4 protein-coding genes and 1 pseudogene are annotated in these 6,637 nt (G+C 39.5%); all 5 read right to left on the reverse strand.

Annotated elements, in window-relative coordinates; translation table 11 throughout:
* Positions 1 to 197, reverse strand: a 197-nt coding sequence (locus H511_RS24375; protein WP_162144605.1) for a helix-turn-helix domain-containing protein, incomplete at its 3' end; no start/stop codon positions are given.
* A gap of 112 nt (positions 198 to 309) precedes the next feature.
* The gene (locus H511_RS0108900; RefSeq protein WP_027251994.1) at positions 310 to 3,060 is read right to left on the reverse strand and encodes an OmpA family protein; all 2,751 of its coding nucleotides are present in this window, start codon (positions 3,058 to 3,060) and stop codon (positions 310 to 312) included.
* Between the two features lie 3 nt (positions 3,061 to 3,063).
* A complete protein-coding gene (locus tag H511_RS0108905; RefSeq protein WP_027251995.1) occupies positions 3,064 to 4,272 on the reverse strand; it encodes a TolB-like translocation protein in 1,209 nt (402 codons plus the stop codon).
* Between the two features lie 10 nt (positions 4,273 to 4,282).
* Complete coding sequence (locus H511_RS22925; protein ID WP_155804839.1) at positions 4,283 to 5,470, reverse strand: hypothetical protein; 1,188 nt, start codon at positions 5,468 to 5,470, stop codon at positions 4,283 to 4,285.
* Between the two features lie 648 nt (positions 5,471 to 6,118).
* Positions 6,119 to 6,637 (reverse strand): annotated as a pseudogene (locus H511_RS24775) (hypothetical protein); the annotation flags it as partial.

A 6,637-nucleotide genomic window follows, 5' to 3' on the forward strand; every position in this document is an offset into this window, starting at 1 on the left:
CACTCTGTGTACCATCGAACCCACCTGTTTACAGAAGACCGAGCTGCAGCAAGTGTATTGGATACAGCAGCAACAGTCTGGCCTTCAGCGAGAAGCAAAATGGCAGTCAAACGTCGGCAGTGATCCTTATCTTTGGTTTTATGTATATTTTTAATGAGGCGACGTCGCTCTGCCCGGTCGGGTAATGTTAGAATCATGGCACTCGGTACTGTTTTGTGAGTTTTGGATGTTTGGCGACTGATCAGATCGCACAAACGCTACCGAGTTCCCTTCAATTTCTACTTATCAGTGATCTACATTTAGGAACAGTTATTTAGCATCTATCTTTTTAAAATTGAGCCACAATTCATCAAGGTGTATTTTATCTGTCAATCCACCCTCGACTCCCCAATTATCATTCAAGATATAATATTTAATATATCCTTCAACATCAAAGTCTTTTAATGTTATTTTTCCATTGGAATTATATTTTACATAATTATACTTTTTAATTAATCTGATTAACCCATTTAACGCTAATGATCGCTTCAAGTAAGCTTTCATCAACGTATCATGAAATGCGGATGTGTTCTCATCATCAAATAAACGATCTGTGATAAGAATATCACTATAAGCAAGGTTCTTCAGAGCTTCCCCTGCCTTGAAAGCCTCTTGATTTACGACTTTTTCAAACTCTTGATATCCTGTAGTCAGCATTTCTGCAGCAGATTTAGCAACCAATAATAAGCCAGCCAAGGGGTATGCTTTCGCAACATTCCCAACGATTACATCAAATGCCATAGAAGCAGCTTCAACAGCACTATCGACAATATGTTTATCATACGTTGTTAATGCTGTTAAACTGCTCTTTCTTGCTTTTTCAACATTGATCAGTTCAGCTCGGTTTGGTGGATAATCAAAGTGTGCACTAAATTTCAATAATAAATCGACTCGACGATTTTTAGCCCTATTTTCTTTATTACTGTTTTCGACTAATGGCTCATGCTCACCATAACCAAAAACTAATATTCGCTCGTCCCACAATGAGATTAAAGATTCATTTTTTATAGCATTCAATATGCTTTTCTTTACAGATTTAGCTCTTTGTAGAGACAATTTTAAATTGTATTCATCGTCACCAATATCACATGTATGCCCTGAAATAATAATTTCAATTGGGTCAGAAAGATTTGAGAGTAGGCTACCAATTTCATCAAAAGCAGATTGAACACTTTTATTTGCAAAGTTTGGTGTTGCACGATCAAACCCAAATGTTGTACTGTCAATTCTGTATAAGGTATCAGTAATTAAAGTTTCTGCTTTAAGATGACTTCCATGGACATCCTCAACAGACATTGCCTTTAATTTCTCTTGAAGGGAAAGTAATGCATCTCGCTCCCTTTTTATTAATTCTTTATCTTCCCCTAATGATTTTACTTTATTTGCGCTAGGCGTAATTGTATAAGATCCATAATTTAAAACACTATTTAATAGTTTTTTTTCTGCTTGTTCTGCCTTTTTACTTACCTCAATACTATTCCAGGCATGCATACCTATAGTCGCAACAGATAATGGTTTATCTAAAAGTTCTCCGGCAACCTTTCCAGACTTTGTAATGAAAGAATCAAAACCACGAGGGAGCCTAACAAATTCAATTTGTCGAGATTCCATTATGCCTTTAACTTTCTTGGCCTGAGTTACCAGATTACTATTTTCAATTTTAAGTTCTGCGACACTATTTATAAACGCATTCGCTGTACCAGTAACATTTGCTGCTGCTAATGTCATTTGAGCTAGTTGCGAGTTATCACCAATTAAAGCCTTTGAAAGACCTGCATATGTAATTTTCGATAGTAACTGCCAACTGACTCCTTTTTCTAGAAACATCGCGCCTGTACTTAGCGGGTTCTTGTAGCTTTGAACAAAGTGAATGAAACTTTCATTAAAACTCAGGGGCTTTCCATTTTCCATTGCAAATGATTGAGGCAATCCCAGTGGATTCTCATCAATCTTCTTAATTAGGCTCTGGTAATACTCAGGAGCATGTAAGAACAATGATTCCTCAACACTGATTGGATCACCGTTTATAACAGTGGATCGACCAGTGACAGATTTTATTGGCAACTCTAATATACGCTCTTTTAATGAATATTTTTTCAACCCTTTCTTATTAAAGAAACTTTCTACTTCTTTGTTTTCTATAGTCGACAAGTCTACATTTATTTCAAAATAATCCCTTGAAGATTTCTCTATATCAAAGATATCTCCTTCAATCCAAAATGTTGCACTATATATATATTTCTGTTTTAAATCATTATCTGAAAATTCAATGAGTTCAACCTTTGATATATTCCTTCCCACATTCCCTGTCAATTTAATTATTTCAGAAACACTTTTAATCTCCACAGTTGCATCAACGAATTTATCTGATGAGAACATCACATTAACAGTATAATACTGGGGAACCTCTAATATTAATATATTACTGTCAACATTTGAATTCTTTATTGACTCTACCCAATTAATGTAATCTTGAAAATAACCTTCTGATATTTCTTTTTTGTCTTCTTCTGAAAACTCAAAAACATTATTCAACAAATCTCTATTTTTTATCTCATTAATTTCTCTTTTATAGAAAATTTCACGATTCCGAAGACCTTCGCTACTTTTAATTTTATTTAAAGCGCCAAATAGCTCCTCCTTCCATTTACCACCAAATGATGCATGATAAATTGGTGCCAATCTTGACGGAAATATAAAAACATTCCGACTTTTATTGCCTTCTCCATATTTAGCAACAATTGGTGATCCCAACAATGATATTTCGTCAGAGTTCACATCACCATCAGATAGTATATTTAATTTACCATGCTTGTCGCTGAATGCTATTGGATATTCTGATTTTACCTTAGTAACAAGCTGATTTTTAGAATTATACGTCAACTCCTCGTACCATTCATCACCGCCAAAAGTAAGAGTTTCATATGGTAAAGGAAAGAGCTTTGCACCTGATGAAACGGATCCTTTTTTATTATAAATCCGTCCCATCAAATAAATTCCAGAGATTACAACCTGAGCCATCAATCATTCCTCTTTTAAAATTTTATTTAAAGTTTCTTGATATAGTTCTACACTTGGGATTGGTGGAAAGTAATCACTAAAATTCAAAATATCGTAATTTTCTTTTAACTCTTCCGGGACATAATATGCCAGCTTTCCAATGTTAACTTTCCTATTTCTTACTTCGTAGGAATAATATATTCCTGAGATTGGTGCTTTTTCATCATCATTAATTTTTCTAAATATTTTTTTTGTAATATCAGACATATACCACGTTCCAGCCTGAATAATTAAAGACTCTTTAACCTCCCCTATCTTTGTAAGTGGCTTATCTATATTATAATAATACTTACCACCTTCCGAGTATACACAAGTAAAATATCTACCATCGGCACTTACATTTTGCCCATAATAACACCCCTCAGGAAAGTAATCTTCAACACCTATATATTTCATATCCGGTAGTTTAAACTTGAATCCTTTCCCATGGTATTTGTTAAGATTATTTTTATCACCTTTAACTTTCCGAATAAAAAACTCTCCATTTTCAATTGGATACCCACCAGACAAGTCATTTTCGAAGCTTAGTTCCTCAAAGAAATTATCTTCAGAAGGGTACAACTTACTCAATTTATCTTTATTTAGATCAAAGTAAAATGGTGATTGCCAGCTATCACCACCTATAAAATAAACACCATTAGATTCAGCATCCCAATTAAAATTATAACAACGACCCTTGCCTAAATCTATTGGTTCTCTAGTTTTCAAATCATATAGAACACAACTAAAGTTAAAGGGACTTGGTTGAATAGAACTGATAACATATCTTCCATCAGGTGAACGACTAGGCCGAGATAAACCTCTAATCTCAGGTATACCACCAATTTCTTCTTGGCTAAAGAGTACACGAACATCGCTACCATCAAGATTCATCGTGTAAAGAGAACCATAACCATCTTTCGAATGTACCGTTGAAAAGAACTGAATCTGAGGTAAATGATTCACTGCATCCCATACTTCCATTTTAGGTATTGTTGGAATATCTAAATATATCGGCCAATTTATATGCGATATTTTATCTTCAGATCTTTCCGCATACTTGACAAGATACTCCAAATTTTCCATATACTCTTCATCATATGGATTCGTGATATAGAAATATCCATATGCTGCTGAGCCACCTATTACAGATAGCCCTAGCGCTGCAATTACTGATTTTTTTAATTTATTCATCTCATCATTCCTATATATCTATACCTAATGCTTCTTTTTTCCACATCGACATTAGGTCTTCTAGTCTTTGTTCTTTCTTCAGGTTTTCTTCCGTATCTACAGTTTCTTTTTCTGGAGCGGGTGTAAATGGTTCAAATTGATCCGGCTCCATCATCTGTTGATACGTTTTATTCAAAAACACATATTCGCCACTGTTCGGATCACACGGACTCGCGATGTACAGAGAAAAGTCGCCATCTGATGGCATTCCTTCAAATACTCCGTGAATAAAGTGTCCACTACCATCCCCTGATGGCTCTAGCAGTACAGACTGTTGCCACTCACTCTTCGTGTCATTCAAGATTGCATAGATCTCTTGTACAAAGCCTATATTTTCATCCTCTAGGCCTCGCTCAAGCGTCACTTTGAATCCTTTATTATGCCCTTCCACATACGCCACAGGTGTATTTGAAGATACATTCTGATCAAATACTGCGCACTGCTGAGTCAGCCAGGCCATATCGTCTTCAGTGACCTGATGGAGTTTGGCAGACTGAATATCAGCGGTGTGTTCCTGGGGCTCAAACGCCTGGCTATTTGAATACACAGACAGTTCATCCAGTGGTGTTGCAGCAGCATCCAGTTTTGCTGGATCATTTTCCAGTGCTTCTATTTGCTGGTATGTCTTTTGTTTCGGTGAAAACATGAGTTTGACACCACTCTCACCGGCCTGAACTTCACCGGCAATTTTATACGGTACCCAAAATTGCGGCAGATCGAATCCATCCGCTTCACGGTATTCAATAACAGGCTGTTCTTTCTGCCTTTCCTGCTGATCTCTGACTCGGTAATATTCGCTATCAATATCTTTGTAATAGCCAAACTCTGTGACTTGCAGTTCGCGCCAGAGTTTGCCTTTCCAGAAAACATACAAATAGCCACCTTTTAATTCCGCGGCTTTTTCTTTGTCTTTGCTGCTGTCCAGATAGGCCAGTGCACGAACCGGGATCAAAACCGTTTCCCATTCCTCCATGTCCGCCTCTTTTTCTACCGGCATCAAATTGTCGGCCAGTAAAAAGGTCAGCGGCTGAGGTAACCCCTGTAATGGCACGACCATATAGAGTTTTTTGGCTTCATTCTCGAGGGCTTTGAAGGTGGCCAGCGTTCTGTGACCTGTTTTCACATCGGCTATCGGCCGGGTGATTTTCTGATCCTGCATCTCGGTTTTAGCAAGCTGAAAATACGCCCGGCTTCCCTGCCACTGTCCCGCCAGCTCTACCACCAGTTTGTGCTCTGGTACGGGCTCGGTAGGTTGATTGACCACATTACGGGGCAACGGGGTGATGTCTTCCAGCGGCGTATAATTCGCCTTTACATATCTCACTTTTTTCATTTACTTTTTCTCGTTTTTCTTCGCTTTGGCGAAACTGAACCACGTTAGGCTTGAAGGAAAACAACAGCGAGAAGCTAAGCGCTTACCAGCGGCCAACATGAGTGAACCAGGAATCGTGTCCGGGCATGAAAACATCGGACCTTGTTTAATGGTGTGTGAGAAGGTGTATCGGGTTGCTGAATCAGCCCACAAATGGCAGTACATCATGATGACGCTCTCCGCAGCGAGTGTGCGCTTATTCGTGCTGTCGGCGGCTGTGCGATAACAGACCAACGAATAAGCCCGGCATGGCTCTTTTTTCATCTCTGTTCAGTACATGAACACACTGGGTACGGTCATCAAGACGTACAGCGGAAAACCCTATCAGATTGAATGCCCTAATCAACTGATTTAATAACCTCACTCACGTAAGAATGTCACTTTGTGGTATTGAGCCAAAAAATAATTTCTGTTCCTGCTCATTGCGTTACCGTTTTAAGTGACTGCCGTGTTCGGCTCTGACAGGGTGAACGTCATCATCGCCCGGCTGTCATTGGCGCCGAACAGGAACACACTGCGCACACGCTGGCTGTCGCTGTGGTGCAGCGCTAGTGCCAGGGTGGCAAACAATGAGGCTTCGCCTAAATACCCCCACAGGCTGTGACTGAGCACAAGCTGTTCGGGGTTAGTCAGCCGTTCACCTTTGGCACCAATGGCAAAACCGTATTCTTCATTTTGAGATCTCAGGTTGGTCATATCACTGAACAGCAAGCCAAAGTCAGCCACGGCTTTGCTTTGTTTGCGCAGGGCACTTGACATCAACTGCTCGCCCGCACCCTGCTCGCAGTGCCAGCTGTCCAGCCTGGCCTGTGGCGTTAACTTCAAGGCTTCGACCAGGCTGCGCGATGCCAGCACGGCCCCTGCTGCGCCCTCGCTGGCAATCACTCCCCAGGGGTGCTGAGCCGTCTGCAACAGATTACGCTGTGAAAGTGCATCCAGTGCCGATATTGGGGA

This window comes from Photobacterium halotolerans DSM 18316 (genome assembly GCF_000425165.1).
In the GTDB taxonomy this organism is placed as follows: Bacteria; Pseudomonadota; Gammaproteobacteria; order Enterobacterales; family Vibrionaceae; genus Photobacterium; species Photobacterium halotolerans.